Origin of the sequence: Streptomyces cinereoruber (assembly GCF_009299385.1) — a bacterium.
GTDB classification, from domain to species: domain Bacteria; phylum Actinomycetota; class Actinomycetes; order Streptomycetales; family Streptomycetaceae; genus Streptomyces; species Streptomyces bikiniensis.
The window spans coordinates 2,150,566-2,167,861 of the sequence record NZ_CP023693.1; the positions used below are offsets into that span (position 1 = coordinate 2,150,566).

Genomic DNA, 17,296 nt, shown 5'->3' on the forward strand with positions numbered 1-17,296 from the left:
GCCGCCCCTCTCCACGGTCACCGCCGCGGGTCGGGGCGGGTACGACCGGTCACGACTGCTGGTGCAGTCCGAGATTCTCGTAGATCTCGAGCGTCGCGGTGGAGCTGTTGAGCGTGATGAAGTGCAGCCCGGGGACGCCCTCGGACAGCAGACGCGCACAGAACTCCGTCGCGAACTCGATACCGATGGAGCGTACAGCGGCGGGATCGTCCTTGACGGCGAGGATGCGCTCTTTCACGCGCGCAGGGAAGGCGGCGTTGCTCAGCTGGGGCAGCCGGTCGAGGGTCTTGACGTTCACGACGGGCATGACCTCGGGGATGATCGGGGTCTCGCAGCCCGCCTTGACCACGCTGTCGCGCAGCCGCAGGTAGTTCTCCGGGTCGAAGAACATCTGGGTGATGGCGTAGTCGGCGCCGGCGCGGCACTTGTCCACGAAGTGCCGGATGTCCGTGTCCCAGTCGGTGGACCGGGGGTGCATCTCGGGGAAGGCGGCGACGCCGACGCAGAAGTCGCCCGACTCCTTGATCAGCCGGACCAGGTCGGCCGCGTACCGGACGCCCTCCGGGTGCTCGATCCACTCGCCCAGCGGGTCGCCCGGCGGGTCGCCGCGGAGGGCGAGCATGTTGCGGATGCCGGCGTCGGCGTACTGGCCGAGGATGTTGCGCAGTTCGGCGACGGACTGGCCGACGGCCGTGAGGTGCGCGACGGGGGTGAGGGTGCTGTCGGAGGCGATCTTCTGGGTGGCCTTGACGGTGCCGCCCCGGGTGGTGCCGCCGGCGCCGTAGGTCACGGAGACGAAGCTGGGGCCGACCGCCTCGACCCGGCGCATGGCCCTCCAGAGGCTCTGCTCACCCTTCTCGGTCCGGGGCGCGTAGAACTCGAAGGAGTACGACGTGCCGCCGGAGGCGAGGATGTCGCGGACCGTGCGGGCACGGTCCGAGCGGACGGAAGCGGTACCAAGGGCCATACCGGCAGGTTAGACGCGGCGTGGCGGGCCGCGTGCGGGTTGTCCGAACCGTGGACAGTTTTTCGGACACATTCCGGACCGCCCGGTCCGGGCGCGTCCGGATCCGGTCCGTGCCGGTCCGGCCGGTGCCGGGCGTGTCCCGGTCGCGTCCGGCCCGGCCCGCGTACCGCCCGGGCGTGTCTCAGCCCTCGACGCGCTCCCGGACCCGCTTGGCGAGGGCGGCGGTCGCGGCGGCCGGGTCGTCGGCCTCGGTGATCGCCCGGACGACGACGATCCGGCGCGCGCCCGCGTCCAGGACCTCGTCGAGGTTGGTCCCGTCGATGCCGCCGATGGCGAACCAGGGGCGGTCCTGGGCCAGACCGGCCGCGTACCGCACGAGGTCGAGACCGGGCGCGTACCGGCCGGGCTTGGTGGGGGTGGGCCAGCAGGGGCCGGTGCAGAAGTAGTCGACGCCCGGTTCGGCGGCGGCCGCGGCCACCTCGCTCTCGGCGTGGCAGGAGCGGCCGATCAGTACGTCGTCGCCGAGGATCGCGCGGGCGGCGGGGACGGGCAGGTCGCCCTGGCCGAGGTGGAGGACGTCGGAGCCGGTGGCGTGGGCGACGTCGGCCCGGTCGTTCACGGCCAGGAGCTTGCCGTGCCGGCGGGCGGCGTCGGCGAGGACGGCGAGGTGCTCCAGCTCCTCGGCGGCCTCCATGCCCTTGTCGCGGAGCTGTACGACGTCCACGCCGGAGGAGAGCACGGCGTCGAGGAAGGCCGGCAGGTCGCCCTGGCGCTTCCGGGCGTCGGTGCACAGGTAGAGCCGGGCGTCGGCGAGCCGTTCGCGAGGCGTGGGCATGGGTGGGTCCCCCCGTCGGTGTCGCCGGCGCCGCGGCGACCGGTCGTGGGGACCGGCCGCCGGGGCGCCCGCTGATGGTGTTTCGGTGCGTGCGCCGAACGGCGGACGCCGGGCGGCGCGCGTCGGGTGTGGTGCGCGTCGGGTGGTGCGCACCGCTAGCGCGCGTCAGGCGGTGCGTACCGTCGAACGCACGTCGGGCGGTGCGTACCGTCGAGCGCGCGTCGGGCACTGTCCGTGCCGTCGGGCGGCCGGGTCAGACGGCGAGCGCCTGGGCGCGGCGCTTCACCTCCGTGCCGCGGTTCTCGCCGAGCGCCTGCGCGGGCGTGCCCGGCAGGCTCTCGTCCGGAGTGAAGAGCCACTCCAGCATCTCCTCGTCGGTGAAGCCGTCGTCCCGCAGCAGGGTCAGGGTGCCGGTGAGGCCCTTGACGACCTTGTCGCCCTGGATGAAGGCGGCGGGCACCTGGAGCGCGTTGTTCTCTCCGCGGCGCACGGCGATGAGCTGGCCCTCCTTGACCAGCTGCCGCACGCGCGTCACCTCGACATCGAGCATCTCCGCGATGTCGGGCAGGTAGAGCCAGGCGGGGACGAGAGCATCGATCTTTGCGTCAATCTCGGTCACGTGACAAGCCTGCCATCCCGGACCGACAGCCGGTAGTCGGGCCCGGGAGGTGTCACGCCGATCGGACGAAACGCCCCCTACCGGACCGCCGCCTTCAGGGGTACGGAGGGGTCCGCCGCGCGGGCCGGGTCGACCGGGACGGCGGCCTCGATCAGCTTCCGGCCCTGGGCCAGGTCGCGGGGGCGGCCTACGGCGAGGAGGGCGACCGGCACCCCGGCGCGCAGCCAGAGCACCGACCAGGCCTCGGCCGCCGGGTCGCCGCGCCACAGCAGCTCGTCCGCGCCCGCGTGGTGCCCCGCGTACTGGACGAAGCGCCCGAACTGCTCGGACCAGAAGTACGGCACGGGGTCGTACGGACCGGTGTCGGCGCCGGTGATCGCGGCGGCGACCGCGCGCGGGCCCTGGAGGGCGTTGTCCCAGTGGTGGACGAGGAGGCGCTCGCCGTAGCGGGCGGAGGGGAAGGAGGCGCAGTCCCCGACCGCGTACACGTCGGGCAGGGAGGTGCGCAGCCGGTCGTCGGCGGTGACGGCGCCGCTCGGGTCGAGGGCGATGCCGGAGCCGGCGAGCCAGTCGGTGGCGGGGCGGGCGCCGATGCCGACGACGACGGCCTCGGCGGGCAGGGTGCGGCCGTCGGCGAGGCGGACCAGGCCGGGTTCGACGGCGTCCACGCGCGCGTGGGTGAGGAGTTCGGCGCCGTTCGCCCCGTACCACTCGGCCATGGGGGCGGCGACCTCGGCAGGCAGGGTGCCGGCGAGCGGGAGGTCCGCGGCCTCGACGACGGTGACGGCGCAGCCGGCCCCGAGCGCGGCGGTGGCGAACTCGGCGCCGATCCAGCCGGCGCCGACGACCACGACGGCGTGGCGGCGCTCCAGGACGGGCCCGAGGCGCACGGCGTCGTCGAGGGTGCGGAGCAGGTGGACGCCGGGGACGCCCTCGGAGCCGGGCAGGGTGACCGGGTGGGCGCCGGTGGCGATCACCAGGGTGTCGTACGGGACGGGCCCGGCCTCGGTGTCGACCTCGTGGTCGGCGGCGCGCAGCCCGGCGACGTCCACGCCGAGCCGGAGTTCGACGTCCAGGTCCTCGAAGTCGACCTCGAAGGCGGAGCCCTCGGCCTTTCCGAGGAGGACCGCCTTGGAGAGCGGGGGCCGGTCGTAGGGCTGGTGGGGCTCGGCCCCGATGAGGGTCACGGGACCGGTGAAGCCCTGCTCGCGCAGGGCGACGGCGGTCTGGACGCCCGCCATCCCGGCGCCGACGACCACGACGCGCCGCCCGGCCTGCTGCTGCCCACGGGTCTGCTTCTGCTCGCTCACACCGCCACCTTACGTACCTGACGGCCCGTCAGGAGGGGTGGGGTCGGCGGCCCCCTCGTGACGGACGCGGGGCGGAAGCTAGTCTGGCGGGCGTAAAGCACTCGCGGGAGCCCGGACGCACCGGGCTGAGAGGGAGGCTGGCCGGCCTCCGACCGTACGAACCTGATCCGGGTCATGCCGGCGAAGGGAGGGGCTGGACGCCCATGCGTTCTTCCGACACACCGAGATCCCCCGATGCCCGGAAGGCCTACGACGTCCTCGTCGTAGGGGGCGGGATCATCGGCCTGGTCACGGCCTGGCGGGCCGCGCTGCGCGGGCTGCGCACCGCCGTCGCCGACCCCGAGCCGGGCGGCGGGGCCGCGCGGGTCGCGGCCGGGATGCTCGCCGCCGTCACCGAGCTGCACTACGGCGAGGAGACCCTGCTCGGGCTCAACCTCGCCTCCGCCGCCCGCTACCCGGCCTTCGTCGCCGAGCTGGAGGAGGCCACCGGCCTGGACGTCGGCCACCGCGCCTGCGGCACCCTCGCCGTCGCCCTGGACGCCGACGACCGGGCACACCTGCGCGAGCTGCACGCCCTGCAGACCCGCTGCGGGCTCGCCTCGGAGTGGCTGAGCGGCCGCGAGTGCCGCCGTCTGGAGCCGATGCTGGCGCCGGGGGTGCGCGGCGGCCTGCGGGTCGACGGCGACCACCAGGTGGACCCGCGCCGGCTCGCCGCCGCGCTCGTCGTCGCCTGCGAGCGGGCCGGGGTGGTCTTCCACCGGACGCTCGCGGAGCGGCTCACGGTCTCGGGCGACCGGGCGCGCGGCGCGGTCCTCGCCGGGGGCGAGGAGCTGGAGGCGGAACAGACCGTGCTCGCGGCGGGCAGCCTGAGCGGGCGGTTCGCGGGCGTGCCGGACGAGGTGCTTCCGCCGGTGCGCCCGGTGAAGGGCCAGGTCCTGCGCCTGCGGGTGCCGCCCGCGTACGCCCCCTTCCTCTCCCGGACCGTCCGGGCCGTCGTCCGCGGCAGCCACGTCTACCTGGTGCCCCGCGAGAACGGCGAGCTGGTCGTCGGCGCCACCAGCGAGGAGCTGGGCTGGGACACCACGGTGACGGCGGGCGGGGTGTACGAGCTGCTGCGCGACGCCCACGAGCTGGTGCCCGGGATCACCGAGCTGCCGCTCACCGAGACCCTGGCCGGACTGCGCCCCGGCTCCCCGGACAACGCGCCGCTGCTCGGCCCCACCGCCCTGCCCGGCCTGCACCTGGCCACCGGCCACTACCGCAACGGGGTGCTGCTCACCCCCGTCACCGGCGACGCCCTGGCCGAGGCACTCACCACGGGCGCCCTGCCCGACGAGGCGCGCCCCTTCTCCCCCCGCCGTTTCTCCCCCGCCCCTCCCGTACGTCAGGAGCAGCCCGCATGAGCGCGAACCCGCCCACCAACGACGTGACCGCGACCGTGACCGTGTCCGTGAACGGGGAGGCCCGCGCGCTCTCCGGCCCCGTCTCCCTCGACGCCCTCGTCGCGACCCTGACCGCGGCCCCCTCCGGGGTGGCCGCCGCCGTCAACGAGGCGGTGGTCCCGCGCGGCGAGTGGGCCTCGACGCTGCTCGGCGACGGGGACCGGGTGGAGGTCCTCACCGCGGTGCAGGGGGGCTGAGCGCGATGTCCGACGACGTGTTCGTCCTGGGCGGTACGGAGTTCTCCTCCCGCCTGATCATGGGCACCGGCGGGGCGCCCAGCCTCGACGTCCTGGAGCGCTCCCTGGTCGCCAGCGGCACGGAGCTGACCACGGTCGCCATGCGGCGCCTGGACCCGACCGTCCAGGGCTCGGTCCTCTCCGTCCTGGACCGGCTCGGCATCCGGGTCCTGCCCAACACGGCGGGCTGCTTCACGGCCGGCGAGGCGGTCCTGACCGCCCGGCTCGCCCGGGAGGCGCTCGGCACCGACTGGATCAAGCTGGAGGTCGTCGCCGACGAGCGGACCCTGCTGCCGGACGGCGAGGAGCTGCTGAACGCGGCGGAGACCCTGGTCGACGACGGCTTCACCGTCCTGCCGTACACCAACGACGACCCGGTCCTCGCCCGGAAGCTGGAGGACGTGGGGTGCGCGGCGATCATGCCGCTGGGCTCCCCCATCGGCTCCGGGCTCGGCATCCGCAACCCGCACAACTTCCAGCTGATCGCGGAGCGGGCCGGGGTGCCGGTGATCCTGGACGCGGGGGCCGGGACGGCGTCGGACGCGGCGCTCGCGATGGAGCTGGGGTGCGCGGCGGTGATGCTGGCGTCGGCCGTCACCCGGGCGCAGGAACCGGTCCTGATGGCCTCGGCGATGCGGCACGCGGTCGAGGCGGGCCGGCTCGCCCACCGGGCCGGCCGCATCCCGCGCCGCCACTTCGCGGAGGCGTCGTCGCCGGTGGAGGGCCGGGCGGACCTGGACCCGGAGCGCCCCGCCTTCTGAGCCCGGGGCGCCCGCCTTCCGGGCAGCGTCGCGCTCGTCACAGGTGTGCTGCGGTCCGGGGCGGGCGCACCGGACGCGTGTGCGCGGCTCGTAGACTCGTCGCCGTGGACACGACCCTTCAGGACCCCCTCGTCGGGCGGCTGCTCGACGGCCGCTACCGTGTCGACGCGCGCATCGCCGTCGGCGGGATGGCCACGGTCTACCGGGCCGTCGACACCCGCCTCGACCGCGTCCTCGCGCTCAAGGTGATGCACCCGCAGCTGGCGACGGACGCCGCCTTCGTCGAGCGGTTCATCCGCGAGGCGAAGTCGGTGGCCCGGCTCGCCCACCCCAACGTCGTCGGCGTCTTCGACCAGGGCGCCGAGGGCGCGTACGTCTACCTGGCGATGGAGTACGTGCCCGGCTGCACCCTGCGCGACGTGCTGCGCGAGCGGGGCGCGCTGGCGCCCCGGGCCGCGCTCGACATCCTGGAGCCGGTGCTCGCCGCGCTGGGCGCCGCGCACCGGGCCGGTTTCGTGCACCGGGACATGAAGCCGGAGAACGTCCTGATAGGGGACGACGGCCGGGTGAAGGTCGCGGACTTCGGTCTCGTACGGGCCGTGGGCTCGGCGACCGCCACCACCGGCTCGGTCCTCGGCACGGTCTCGTACCTGGCGCCGGAGCAGATCGAGCACGGCACCGCCGACACCCGCGCCGACGTGTACGCCTGCGGCGTCGTCCTGTACGAGATGCTGACCGGCGCCAAGCCGCACGCGGGCGACACGCCCGCCCAGGTGCTCTACCGGCACCTGAACACCGACGTGCCCGCGCCCTCGGCCGTCGTGCCGGGCCTGGCCCCGGAGCTCGACGGCCTGGTCGCGGCCGCCGCGGCCCGCGACCCCGAGGCCCGGCCGCACGACGCCGTCGCCCTCCTCGGCCTGGTCCTGGAGGCCCGCGCCGCGCTCACCGACGGGCAGCTGGACGCGGCACCCCCGCAGGCGCGGTCCGAGGCCCGGGACACCGCCGACGACCGGACGAGCGTGATCGCCCGCGCCGTCCCGGCCGAGGAGCGCACCAGCGTGATCGACCTCCCGCTGCCCGAGGAGGCCGACGTCCGGCAGGTGGCGCACACCGGCCGGATGCCGGCGCCCGAGCCGCCCGCGGGACCCACCGGGCGGCGGCTGCCCCCGCGCGGCCCGCTGCTCGTGCTCGCCGCCGTCCTGCTCGTCCTCGGCCTGGGCGCCGGGGTCTGGTACATCAACACCGGCCAGTTCACCCGCGTCCCGGCCGTCCTCGGCCAGACCGAGGCCGCCGCCACGCAGCGGATCACCGACGCCGGGCTGGAGGTCGGCACGACGAGGCGCGCCTTCAGCGACGTGTACGAGCGCGGCACCGTCATGGCCGTCGATCCGGCTCCGGGCGAGCGCCTGCGGGACAACGGCACGGTCGTCCTCACCCTCTCCCGGGGCCCGCAGATCGTGAAGGTGCCCAACCTCAGGGGCAGGCCGCTCGCGGAGGCGAAGCAGGCCCTGGAGAAGGAGGGCCTGGTCGCGGGGGTGGTCAGCCGCGAGTTCAGCGACTCCGTCGCCCGGGGGGCCGTGATCGGCTCCGACCCCGAGCCCGGCACCGAGCGCGCCCCCGACTCGGCGGTCGCCCTGGTCGTCAGCAAGGGCTCCCCGATCGACGTCCCCGACGTCACCGGCGAGACCGTCCCCGACGCCACGGCCGCGCTCCAGAAGGCCGGGCTCACCGTCCGGGTCGCCCCCGAGCGGATCAACTCCCCCGAGGAGGCCGGTTCGGTCGCCGCCCAGTCCCTCGCGGAGGGCAGCCGCGCCGCCGAGGGCGACACCATCACCCTCACCGTCTCCAAGGGCCCCGCCCTGATCGAGGTCCCCGACGTGACCGGCGAGAAGACCGAGGACGCGCGCGCGGCCCTGGAGGAGGCGGGTTTCGAGGTGAAGCTCAGGAAGACCTTCCCGTACCTGGGCGACACGGTCTCCGGCCAGTCCGTGGCGGGCGGCTCCACCGCCCCCGAGGGCTCCGTGATCACCCTCACGATCAAGGGACTGTAGACACCCATGCGCAACCCCGTCGGCGGCCACGTCCCCGTGGCCGGCGGTCTCGCCACGGTCGGCCTGGGCTACGCCCGCGAGCTGGGCGCCGAGACCGTGCAGGTCTTCGTCGCCAATCCGCGCGGCTGGGCCACCCCGGTCGGCAACCCGGCCCAGGACGAGCGGTTCCGGGCGGAGTGCGCGGAGGCGTCGCTCTCGGCCTGGGTCCACGCCCCGTACCTGATCAACTTCGGCTCGCACACCGAGGCCACCGCGGAGCGGTCGGTGGAGTCGCTGCGGCACTCGCTGCGCCGGGGCCGGGAGATCGGCGCGAAGGGCGTGGTGGTGCACACCGGCTCGGCGACCGGCGGCCGGCCGCGCGAGGTGGCGCTCGCCCAGGTGCGGGAGCGGCTGCTGCCGCTGCTCGACGAGCTGACGCACCCGGACGACCCGGACCTGCTCCTGGAGTCGACGGCCGGACAGGGCTCCTCGCTCTGCTCGCGGACCTGGGACTTCGGCCCGTACTTCGACGTCCTCGACCGCCACCCCAAGCTGGGCGTCTGCCTGGACACGTGTCACGTGTTCGCCGCCGGGCACGACCTGACGGGCCCGACCGGGGCGGCGCGGACCCTCGACCTGCTCGTGGAGACCGTCGGCGAGGGGCGGCTGAAACTGATCCACGCCAACGACTCCAAGGACGTCGTGGGCGCCCACAAGGACCGGCACGCGAACATCGGCGCCGGCCACATCGGTGAGGACGCCTTCCGGGAGCTGCTGCGCCATCCGGCGACGGAGGGGGTGCCGCTGGTCATCGAGACGCCCGGCGGCAAGGAGGGGCACCGGGCGGACGTGGACCTGCTGAAGAAGCTGCGCCCCTAGAAACGCCCCCGGGGGCCGGCGGGGTCAGAGCTCGGGGCCGTCCCCCGGCTCCTCCTGGTACGAGTAGCGCTGCTCCCGCCACGGGTCGCCGAGGTTGTGGTAGCCCCGCTCCTCCCAGAAGCCGCGCCGGTCGGCGGCCATGTACTCCACGCCCCGGACCCACTTCGGGCCCTTCCAGGCGTACAGGTGGGGGACGACGAGCCGCAGCGGGAAGCCGTGCTCGGCGGTGAGCAGCTCCCCGTCCTTGTGGGTGGCGAAGATCGTGCCGTCGGAGGCGAAGTCGGCGAGCCGCATGTTGGCGCTGTAGCCGTACTCGGCCCAGACCATCACATGGGTGACCTGGGGCGCGGGCGGGGCGAGCTCCAGGACCGTGCGGGCGGGGACGCCGCCCCATTCGGCCCCGAGCATGCTGAACTTCGTGACGCAGTGCAGATCGGCCGTGACCGTGGCGAACGGGAGGGCCGAGAACTCCTCGTGGTTCCAGCAGCGCTTGTCGCCGTCGGCCGTCGCGCCGAAGACGCGGAACTCCCAGCGGTCCGGCTTGAACTTGGGGACGGGCCCGTAGTGGGTGACCGGCCAGCCGCGCTGGATCCGCTGTCCCGGCGGCAGATCCGCCGGAAGGCCCGGCGAACGATCCGGCCGATCCGCTTCCCGGTGTGCTCCGCTCTCCGGCTGACCCATGTCATCCATGGTGACAGACCGCAAGGGGTGGTCATGACCAGGCGACGACCCCGCCGGCCCTCATCGGGGCAACTCACACTAAGCCTGCACTTACTGGACGCCCCCCATTCGGGGTGCGAGGATGCCGCCATCCTGCCCAGTTACGGCGTAGACACACAGCGTGGAAGTGGAAGGAGCCTCTGCGATGCAGGGCGACCCCGAGGTCCTCGAGTTCCTCAACGAGCAGCTGACCGGCGAGCTCACCGCCATCAACCAGTACTGGCTGCACTACCGCATCCAGGACAACAAGGGGTGGACGAAGCTCGCCAAGTACACCCGTGAAGAGTCCATCGACGAGATGAAGCACGCGGACAAGCTGACCGAGCGCATCCTGATGCTCGACGGCCTGCCCAATTACCAGCGGCTCTTCCACGTGCGGGTCGGCCAGACCGTCACCGAGATGTTCCAGGCGGACCGCCAGGTCGAGGTGGAGGCGATCGACCGCCTCAAGCGCGGGATCGAGGTCATGCGCGCCAAGGGGGACATCACGTCCGCCAACCTCTTCGAGGAGATCCTCGCGGACGAGGAGCACCACATCGACTACCTGGACACGCAGCTGGAGCTGATCGAGTCCCTGGGCGAGGCGCTCTACATCTCGACGCTCATCGAGCAGCCGAGCTGAGCCCCTCCCCGGACCGGACGGCCCGGGTCAGGCGGCTTCCCCGAGCGCGGTGACGGGGGCGACGGCGGTCTCGGCCGCCAGGGCGGGAACACCCCGGTCCACCAGCTCGCGCCGGGGGCAGTTGCCGCGTCCGAGAATGGCCTGAATGCGACGGACGCAGGAACCGCAGTCCGTTCCGGCCTTGCAGGCGGAGGCGATCTGGCGGGGCGTGTGGGCGCCCGCGTCGGCGTGCTCCTTGACCTGCTTCTCCGTGACACCGAAGCATGAGCAGACGTACACGCGGTTCACCTCCCGCCGAGATCGATTAGGCTAACCTAACCTTACCCGGCGGGCCGGGGCCGTGAAAGACCTGAAAACGACGATGGGGCGCGGATCACAAGGATCCGCGCCCCGTCGTCGTAGGAAACCACTTACTGATCGCGGTACATCTCCGCCACCAGGAACGCCAGGTCGAGCGACTGGCTGCGGTTCAGGCGCGGGTCGCAGGCCGTCTCGTAGCGCTGGTGCAGGTCGTCGACGAAGATCTCGTCGCCGCCGCCCACGCACTCGGTGACGTCGTCGCCGGTGAGCTCGACGTGGATGCCGCCGGGGTGGGTGCCCAGCTCCTTGTGGACCTCGAAGAAGCCCTTGACCTCGTCCAGGACGTCGTCGAAGCGGCGCGTCTTGTGGCCGGAGGCGGCCTCGAAGGTGTTGCCGTGCATGGGGTCGGTGACCCAGGCGACGACCGCGCCGGAGGCGGTGACCTTCTCGACCAGCTCGGGGAGCTTGTCGCGGACCTTGTCGGCGCCCATGCGGACGATGAAGGTCAGCCGGCCCGGCTCGCGGTCCGGGTCGAGGCGGTCGATGTAGGTGAGCGCCTCCTCCGACGTGGTCGTCGGGCCCAGCTTGATGCCGATCGGGTTCGCGATCCGCGAGGCGAACTCGATGTGGGCGTGGTCGAGCTGGCGGGTGCGCTCGCCGATCCAGACCATGTGGCCGGAGGTGTCGTACAGCTTGCCGGTGCGCGAGTCCGTACGGGTCAGGGCGCCCTCGTAGTCGAGCAGCAGCGCCTCGTGGGAGGCGTAGAACTCGACGGCCTTGAACTCGGCCGGGTCGGTGCCGCAGGCCTTCATGAAGTTCAGGGCGTTGTCGATCTCGCGGGCGAGCGCCTCGTAGCGCTGGCCCGAGGGGGACGACTTCACGAAGTCCTGGTTCCAGGCGTGCACCTGGCGCAGGTCGGCGTAGCCGCCGGTGGTGAAGGCGCGCACCAGGTTGAGCGTGGAGGCGGAGGCGTTGTACATCCGCTTCAGGCGCTCGGGGTCCGGGATGCGGGCGGCCTCGTTGAAGTCGAAGCCGTTGACGGAGTCGCCGCGGTACGTCGGCAGGGTCACGCCGTCGCGGGTCTCGGTCCCCTTGGAGCGGGGCTTGGAGTACTGCCCGGCGATGCGGCCGACCTTCACCACGGGCACGGAGGCCGCGTAGGTGAGGACGGCGCTCATCTGGAGCAGCGTCTTGAGCTTGGCCCTGATGTGGTCGGCGGACACGGCGTCGAAGGCCTCGGCGCAGTCGCCGCCCTGGAGCAGGAACGCCTCGCCACGGGCGACGGCTCCCATCCGGGCGCGCAGCTGGTCGCACTCGCCGGCGAAGACGAGCGGAGGATACGACTCGAGGTCCGCGATCACATCGCGCAGAGCCTCGGCATCGGGGTACTCGGGCTGCTGCGCCGCGGGCAGGTCTCGCCAGGTCGCCTCGGCGACGGCGTGGGAATCAGCGTTCACGGTCACACGGACAACATTACGGGGTTCTTCGTCCGGTCCTGTCCCACCGACCAGTGGCTGAGACGACTGCCCGGAATGTCGGTCGCTGATCTTCATGCCGACCGGTGGTGTTACCCTCGGGCCCGTTTCTCGACAACACCGTCGAACGACAACACGGTCGAACACAGTTGAACACAGGGGTGGGCGTGAGCCAGAGGCACCGCAGGGACTTGAAGAAGAAACGTCTCCTCTATGGAGCGGTGGCCGCGGTGGCCGCCACGGCCGCGATCGGCACCCTGGCGGTCGCCTCTCCGAACCTCCTGGGCTCGGCGGGCGACGACGGGCCGGGCCGGGACGCCTCGCTCCAGGAGCAGTTCGCGAGCGCGGCACGGGAGTTCGACGTGCCGCAGAGCGTGCTGATGGCGGTGTCGTACCAGCAGACCCGCTGGGAGTCGCACGACGGCGAGCCGAGCACCACCGGCGCGTACAACGTGATGGGGCTCACGAAGGTCGAGCCCGAGGACGTCGCGCAGAAGGTCACCGACGAGCAGATCGACCACTTCAACGGCAGCGGCCGGCCTGAGATCGAGAAGAAGTTCGACCGCGAGCAGGTCCGGCGCATCCTGGAGAAGGCGCTCGTCGACACCGACGACCCCCGGCTCCACACCCTGGACGAGGCCGCCGAACTGATCGACAGCCCCACCGAGAGCGTCCAGAACGACACGGGCGCCTCCATCCGGGCCGGTGCGGCACTGCTCGCCGAGTACCAGAAGCAGGCCGGCGCCGAGCTGTCCGACGAGCCGGGCGACTGGTACCCGGCCGTGGCGCGCTACAGCCAGTCGCCGGAGAAGAAGGGCGCCGACCTCTTCGCGAAGCGCGTCTTCCGGTCCATCGAGAAGGGCGAGCGGGCGGTCACCCTCGACGGCGAGTCGGTCGCCCTGCCGGCCGACCCGTCGGTCGAGCCGGTCAAGCCGGCGAACGTGCCGCTGGCGGCGAGCTTCGCGAGCACGGCGACGACCCCGACCCCCGAGTGCCCCTCGGGCCTGAACTGCACCTTCACGCCCGTCCGCACGGACCCCGGCGGCGCGCGCAACTACACCCTCGGCGACCGTCCGAACCAGGGCGTGGACATCCGCCAGATCGTCATCCACGACACCGAGGGCCCCTACCAGGGCTCGCTCGACGCGCTCACCAACCCCAAGGGGTCGGGCAGCGCCCACTACCTGATCCGGGCCCAGGACGGCCAGGTCACCCAGATGCTGGAGAACAAGCAGCTGGCGTGGCACGCGGGCAACTGGACGCACAACATGCACTCCATCGGCGTGGAGCACGAGGGCTACGCCATCAAGGAGGGGAGCTGGTACACCGAGCCGCAGTACCGTTCCTCCGCGGAGCTGGTGAAGTTCCTGGCGGCCAAGTACGGCGTGCCGATCGACCGCGAGCACATCATCGGCCACGACGAGGTGGCGCTCCAGACGGACAACCGCCTCAGCAGCCTCCACTGGGACGCGGGCCCGTACTGGGACTGGAACTACTACATGTCGCTCCTGGGCGCCCCGCAGGGCGACAAGGGCGCGGGCGGCCTGCTCCGGGCCGGCCAGGTGGTCCGGGTGGTGCCGCCGTTCACCACGGCGAACCAGCCGAAGCTCAGCACCGGCGGGAATGCCGTCCCGGCGCGCCCGTCCAACTTCGGCTACCTCTACACCTCCCCCTCGACGGGCTCGGCGACGCTGACCGACCCGTACTTCAGCTCCCTGTGGACCGAGGGCTCCAACTACGGCAACAAGGTGCGCGCCGGCGGCCTCTACGTGGTGGCCGAGGCGCAGAACGACTGGACGGCGATCTGGTACGCGGGCAAGAAGGCCTGGTTCCAGAACCCCGGCGGCCAGTACACCGTCCCGGTGTCCGGCGCCACGACCGTGAAGATCCGGTCGGACCTCTCCTCCGTCAAGGTCTTCGGCCGCTCCTTCCCCGAGACCGCCGCCTACACCGCGGCGAACCTGGAGGCGCCGGGCGACGAGAACGCCCCCCTGTCGAAGTTCTCGTTCGCCGCCGGCCAGGCCTACGTCAAGGCCGGCCCCGCCGTCGCGGGCGACGACTGGTTCGGCTCGGCCCAGAAGAACGTCGTCGGCTCCACGATGTTCGTGCCGATCCGCTTCCACCACAAGGTCGTCTGGGTGAAGCAGAGCGAGGTCACGGAGGCCGCCGGCGCCGCGCCCGTCCGCACGGACAACCGCTACAACGTGATCGCCCGGGACACCTCGGGCGGCCTCTGGCAGTACCAGGGCACCGGCAGCGCCACCGCCCCGTTCCTGGCGCGCTACCGGGCCGGGAGCAGCTGGCAGGTCTACGACGTGGTCACCCCCATGACGGCCCTCCGCGCCGACGGCACCGGGGACGCCGTGGCCCGGGAGCCCGGCGGCACGCTCTGGTACTACCAGGGCAGCGGCAACCCGTCGGCGCCGTTCAAGGGCCGGCTGCGGGTCGGCGGCGGCTGGCAGATCTACGACACCGTCGTCGGCATCCGCGACCTGACCGGGGACGGCAAGCCGGACCTGCTCGCCCGCGAGAAGTCGGGCGTCCTGTGGCTCTACAAGGGCACCGGCACCCCGGCCGTGCCGTTCGAACGCCGGGTGCAGATCGGCACCGGCTGGCAGATCTACAACAGCATCGTCAGCACCGGCGACCTCAGCGGTGACGGCAAGGCCGACTTCATCGGCCGCGACACCTCCGGCGCGCTGTGGCTGTACCGGGGCACCGGCAGCGCCACCGCCCCGTACGGCACGCGCGTCAAGGTCGGCACCGGCTGGCAGGTCTACAACAGCATCGTCGGGCCGAGCGACCTGACCGGGGACGGCAAGGTCGACTTCATCGGGCGCGACGCCGCCGGCGACCTGTGGCTCTACCGGGGCACCGGCAGCGCCACCGCTCCGTACACCGCGCGCGTCAAGGTCGCCAGCGGCTGGCAGATCTACAACACGGTCTTCTGACCGGACCGCGGGGCCGCTCCGGGGCCCGTTCCTCACCGTCCACGGTGCGGGACGGGCCCCGTTCCCGTCTCCGGCTGGGTTACAGTGCTCGCATGTACGCGCCGCTGAACCAGAACTGGTGGTGGACCGCTCTTCCGGCGGCCCACTGACTGCGCGTACACCGACACACGCGAAGGCCGCCCGAGGGGCGGCCTTTCCCGTACCCGGGGCCGTTCCTCTCCGCACACCACCGGAAGGAACGACGGACCCCATGGACCTCTCCCGTCTGCTCGACGACTCCTGCCCTCCCTTCGCCCTGCTGCGCAGGCGCACCCCGGGCCGCGACCACGACACCGTCGAGGTGCTGATCGGCCGGGTCCACGAGGCCGAGCGCCTCGCGGAGCTGCCGGTGGGCCCGCTGCCGACGCTCGCGCTCGTGCCCTTCCGGCAGATCCGGGAGCGCGGCTTCGACGTGCGCGACGACGGCACCCCGCTCTCCGTGCTCGTCGCCGACGAGGCGTACGAGCTGCCGCTCGCCGAGGCCCTGGAGCGGCTCCCGGCACACGACGTGCGGGTCGAAGGGGGCGGATTCGACGTCTCCGACGAGGAGTACGCGCAGACCGTGCGGCGGGTGATCGACGAGGAGATCGGCTCCGGCGAGGGCGCGAACTTCGTCATCCGGCGCACCTACACCGGGGAGGTCCCGGGCTTCGGGCGCGCCGACGCGCTCGCCCTGTTCCGGCGGCTGCTGGCGGGCGAGCGGGGCGCGTACTGGACCTTCGTCGTGCACACCGGGGAGCGGACGCTGGTCGGGGCGAGCCCCGAGGTGCACGTGCGGATGGCGGGCGGGACGGTCGTGATGAACCCGATCAGCGGCACGTACCGCTACCCGGCCGGCGCCGCCCCCACCCCGGAGGACCTGCTCGCCTTCCTCGGCGACCGCAAGGAGACCGAGGAGCTGTCCATGGTGGTGGACGAGGAGCTGAAGATGATGTGCACGGTGGGCGACCGGGGCGGGGTGGTGATCGGCCCGCGCCTGAAGGAGATGGCGCACCTCGCGCACACCGAGTACGAGCTGCGCGGCCGGTCCTCGCTGGACGTGCGGGAGGTGCTGCGGGAGACGATGTTCGCGGCGACCGTGACCGGGTCGCCGGTGCAGAACGCCTGCCGGGTGATCGAGCGCCACGAGGCCGGGGGCCGGGGCTACTACGCGGGGGCCCTCGCCCTGCTCGGCACGGACGGGACCGGCGCGCAGACGCTGGACTCCCCCATCCTGATCCGTACGGCCGACATCGCCGCCGACGGGCGGCTGCGGGTCCCGGTCGGCGCGACCCTCGTGCGGCATTCGGACCCGGCGGGCGAGGTGGCCGAGACCCACGCCAAGGCGGCCGGGATCCTCACCGCGCTCGGGGTGCGGGAGGGCCGGCCGGCGACGGGGGCGCCCGCCGCGCCCCGGCTGGCCGACGACCCCCGGGTGCGGGCCGCGCTCGACGCGCGCCGGGCGGACCTCGCCCCGTTCTGGCTGAAGATGCAGGTCCGCTCGGCCGAGCTGTCGGGGCACGCGCTCGTGGTGGACGCCGAGGACACCTTCACGGCGATGCTGGCGCACGTGCTGCGCTCCTCGGGTCTTGAGGTGTCGGTGCTGCGGTACGACGAGCCGGGGCTGCGGGAGCTGGCGCTCGCGCACGAGGGGCCGGTCGTCCTCGGCCCCGGGCCCGGCGACCCCTCGGACGCGGCCGACCCGAAGATGCGGTTCCTGCGCGCTCTGACCGCCGACCTGGTCCGCGACCACCGGCACGGCCTGCTGGGGGTGTGCCTCGGACATGAACTGATCGCCGCCGAGCTGGGCCTGGAGATCGTCCGCAAGCGGGTGCCGTTCCAGGGCGCCCAGGTGCGGGTCGACCTCTTCGGACAGGAGCGGACGGTCGGCTTCTACAACAGCTTCACCGCCCGCTGCGACGACCGGGCCGCCGAGGAGCTGGCGCTGCACCGGATCGAGGTCAGCCGCGACCCGGCGACGGGCGAGGTGCACGCGCTGCGCGGGCCCGGCTTCGCCGGCGTGCAGTTCCACCCGGAGTCGGTCCTGACGACGGAGGGCGCGGCCCTGACGGCCTCGCTCCTCGCGGGCGTGCTGGTCTGAGGGGCCGGGGGTCCCCGGGACCGGGCCGCC

At 73.2% G+C, this 17,296-nt stretch carries 16 protein-coding genes and 1 riboswitch; of the genes, 9 read left to right on the forward strand and 7 right to left on the reverse strand.

What is annotated here, in order from left to right:
* Positions 1 to 49 precede the first annotated feature (49 nt).
* The 4 genes from metF to CP977_RS09485 form a co-directional block, all read right to left on the reverse strand.
* Entirely contained in the window at positions 50 to 967 is a 918-nt protein-coding gene (gene metF / locus CP977_RS09470) for a methylenetetrahydrofolate reductase [NAD(P)H] (RefSeq protein ID WP_062756456.1), read from the reverse strand.
* 181 nt (positions 968 to 1,148) lie between these two features.
* Positions 1,149 to 1,802: a thiamine phosphate synthase gene (gene thiE / locus CP977_RS09475; protein WP_152369910.1), complete on the reverse strand. Its 654-nt coding sequence runs from the start codon at positions 1,800 to 1,802 to the stop codon at positions 1,149 to 1,151.
* A gap of 253 nt (positions 1,803 to 2,055) precedes the next feature.
* On the reverse strand, positions 2,056 to 2,421 hold the full coding sequence (locus CP977_RS09480) for an Rv2175c family DNA-binding protein (RefSeq protein WP_053640476.1): 366 nt from the start codon (positions 2,419 to 2,421) through the stop codon (positions 2,056 to 2,058).
* Between the two features lie 77 nt (positions 2,422 to 2,498).
* Positions 2,499 to 3,731, reverse strand: coding sequence for an NAD(P)/FAD-dependent oxidoreductase (locus tag CP977_RS09485; RefSeq protein WP_152369911.1), 1,233 nt, complete (start codon positions 3,729 to 3,731; stop codon positions 2,499 to 2,501).
* A gap of 93 nt (positions 3,732 to 3,824) precedes the next feature.
* Positions 3,825 to 3,937: riboswitch (TPP riboswitch) on the forward strand.
* Between CP977_RS09485 and thiO the strand changes: the two genes are divergently transcribed.
* From thiO to CP977_RS09510, 5 genes are all read left to right on the forward strand, one after another.
* The gene (gene thiO / locus CP977_RS09490) at positions 3,935 to 5,134 is read left to right on the forward strand and encodes a glycine oxidase ThiO (RefSeq protein WP_152369912.1); all 1,200 of its coding nucleotides are present in this window, start codon (positions 3,935 to 3,937) and stop codon (positions 5,132 to 5,134) included. It overlaps the preceding riboswitch by 3 nt.
* Positions 5,131 to 5,370, forward strand: a complete 240-nt coding sequence (thiS, locus tag CP977_RS09495; RefSeq protein WP_079131239.1) for a sulfur carrier protein ThiS — start codon at positions 5,131 to 5,133, stop codon at positions 5,368 to 5,370. Before thiO ends, thiS begins: the two co-directional genes overlap by 4 nt.
* 5 nt (positions 5,371 to 5,375) lie before the next feature.
* Positions 5,376 to 6,170: a thiazole synthase gene (locus CP977_RS09500; protein WP_030205605.1), complete on the forward strand. Its 795-nt coding sequence runs from the start codon at positions 5,376 to 5,378 to the stop codon at positions 6,168 to 6,170.
* 104 nt (positions 6,171 to 6,274) lie between these two features.
* Complete coding sequence (gene pknB / locus CP977_RS09505; protein ID WP_183953175.1) at positions 6,275 to 8,221, forward strand: Stk1 family PASTA domain-containing Ser/Thr kinase; 1,947 nt, start codon at positions 6,275 to 6,277, stop codon at positions 8,219 to 8,221.
* A gap of 6 nt (positions 8,222 to 8,227) precedes the next feature.
* On the forward strand, positions 8,228 to 9,079 hold the full coding sequence (locus CP977_RS09510; RefSeq protein ID WP_062756450.1) for a deoxyribonuclease IV: 852 nt from the start codon (positions 8,228 to 8,230) through the stop codon (positions 9,077 to 9,079).
* Positions 9,080 to 9,103: 24 nt separating this feature from the next.
* Here the strand turns inward: CP977_RS09510 and CP977_RS09515 are convergent, their stop codons facing one another.
* Positions 9,104 to 9,760: a sulfite oxidase-like oxidoreductase gene (locus CP977_RS09515; RefSeq protein WP_062756448.1), complete on the reverse strand. Its 657-nt coding sequence runs from the start codon at positions 9,758 to 9,760 to the stop codon at positions 9,104 to 9,106.
* Between the two features lie 184 nt (positions 9,761 to 9,944).
* On the opposite strand from CP977_RS09515, the gene bfr reads away from it, so the two are divergent.
* Complete coding sequence (bfr, locus tag CP977_RS09520; protein ID WP_062756446.1) at positions 9,945 to 10,421, forward strand: bacterioferritin; 477 nt, start codon at positions 9,945 to 9,947, stop codon at positions 10,419 to 10,421.
* A gap of 27 nt (positions 10,422 to 10,448) precedes the next feature.
* On the opposite strand, the gene CP977_RS09525 is transcribed toward bfr, so the two are convergent.
* Positions 10,449 to 10,709, reverse strand: coding sequence for a (2Fe-2S)-binding protein (locus tag CP977_RS09525; RefSeq protein ID WP_062756444.1), 261 nt, complete (start codon positions 10,707 to 10,709; stop codon positions 10,449 to 10,451).
* Between the two features lie 122 nt (positions 10,710 to 10,831).
* Positions 10,832 to 12,184, reverse strand: a complete 1,353-nt coding sequence (locus tag CP977_RS09530; RefSeq protein ID WP_062756442.1) for a class II 3-deoxy-7-phosphoheptulonate synthase — start codon at positions 12,182 to 12,184, stop codon at positions 10,832 to 10,834.
* A 179-nt stretch (positions 12,185 to 12,363) separates the two neighbouring features.
* Here CP977_RS09530 and CP977_RS09535 point away from each other — a divergent pair, with 179 nt between their 5' ends.
* The 3 genes from CP977_RS09535 to CP977_RS09545 all read left to right on the forward strand — a co-directional run bounded on the left by CP977_RS09535 (position 12,364) and on the right by CP977_RS09545 (position 17,266).
* Positions 12,364 to 15,147 (forward strand): N-acetylmuramoyl-L-alanine amidase, encoded by a 2,784-nt coding sequence (locus CP977_RS09535; protein ID WP_062757138.1) that lies wholly within the window; start codon positions 12,364 to 12,366, stop codon positions 15,145 to 15,147.
* Positions 15,148 to 15,239: 92 nt separating this feature from the next.
* The gene (locus CP977_RS35495) at positions 15,240 to 15,296 is read left to right on the forward strand and encodes a trp operon leader peptide (protein ID WP_353796211.1); all 57 of its coding nucleotides are present in this window, start codon (positions 15,240 to 15,242) and stop codon (positions 15,294 to 15,296) included.
* A gap of 101 nt (positions 15,297 to 15,397) precedes the next feature.
* On the forward strand, positions 15,398 to 17,266 hold the full coding sequence (locus tag CP977_RS09545; protein ID WP_062756440.1) for an anthranilate synthase family protein: 1,869 nt from the start codon (positions 15,398 to 15,400) through the stop codon (positions 17,264 to 17,266).
* Positions 17,267 to 17,296 lie beyond the last annotated feature (30 nt).